Source organism: Deinococcus pimensis DSM 21231 (assembly GCF_000519345.1).
GTDB lineage: Bacteria > Deinococcota > Deinococci > Deinococcales > Deinococcaceae > Deinococcus_A > Deinococcus_A pimensis.
In genome coordinates this window covers 70,669-71,157 of sequence record NZ_KI912669.1, presented here as the reverse complement: position 1 = coordinate 71,157, position 489 = coordinate 70,669, and the positions used below count along the sequence as shown (strand labels likewise).

The 489-nt window shown below is 74.8% G+C and carries 1 protein-coding gene; it reads left to right on the top strand.

Translation table 11 applies throughout. The features are described 5' to 3' along the window. Positions 1-75: 75 nt before the first annotated feature. Positions 76-489: ATP-binding cassette domain-containing protein (locus tag DEIPI_RS32655; protein ID WP_045234712.1), on the top strand; the 414-nt coding region annotated here is incomplete at its 3' end.

Below are 489 nucleotides of genomic sequence, written 5' to 3'. Positions count from 1 at the left end.
GCTGCTCGCGCGGCGCGCGGGCACGGCGCGGCCCCAGGGGCAGGACCGCGCTCCGGCGCGGGTGGAGGGTACGTCATGATCGAACTTCGCGGGCTGGAGAAGCGGTACGGGGAGCGGGCGGCCGTGCGGGACCTCAGCCTCGTCTTCCCGGAGGGGCGCCTCACGGCGCTGCTGGGACCGTCGGGCTGCGGCAAGACCACCACGCTGCGCATGATCAACCGCCTCGTGGAGCCCACGCGCGGCGAGGTGCTGCTCGGTGGGCGGGACACGCGGAGCCTGCGCCCCGAGGAACTGCGGCGCGGCATGGGCTACGTCATCCAGCAGGTAGGGCTCTTCCCGCACCTCAGCGTGGCCCGCAACGTCGCGACCGTCCCGGACTTGCTGGGCCGGGACCGCCGCGAGACCTCGCGGCGCGTGGACGAGCTGCTCGACCTCGTGGGTCTCCCGCCGGGCGAGTTCCGCGACAAGCGCCCCTCGGAGCTCTCGGGC